A 223-nucleotide genomic window follows, 5' to 3' on the forward strand; every position below is an offset into this window, starting at 1 on the left:
AGCCGCAAGTATGGTGAATCCCAAACAAATCAAGCACTTCTCACGCATGATGATGACCGTAACCAAGACTGACACCAAAGATGCCTGCCTGATTGCCATGTACGGGGAGAAGATGGCTCCCGGCGTCTACAAAATGCCCTCTGAGACGGTCATGCTCCTTAAGCAGAAGAAAACGATTATCAGGCAGCTGAAGAAACAGCTTACCGCAAGCAAGAACCTGAAA

The 223-nt window shown here is 48.9% G+C and carries 1 protein-coding gene; it reads left to right on the forward strand.

Annotated elements, in window-relative coordinates; translation table 11 throughout:
* Positions 1 to 223 (forward strand): IS110 family transposase (locus EII41_RS13980; RefSeq protein ID WP_148091787.1); only part of this gene is annotated, 223 nt, incomplete at both ends.

This window comes from Tannerella forsythia (assembly GCF_003860135.1).
GTDB classification, from domain to species: domain Bacteria; phylum Bacteroidota; class Bacteroidia; order Bacteroidales; family Tannerellaceae; genus Tannerella; species Tannerella forsythia_A.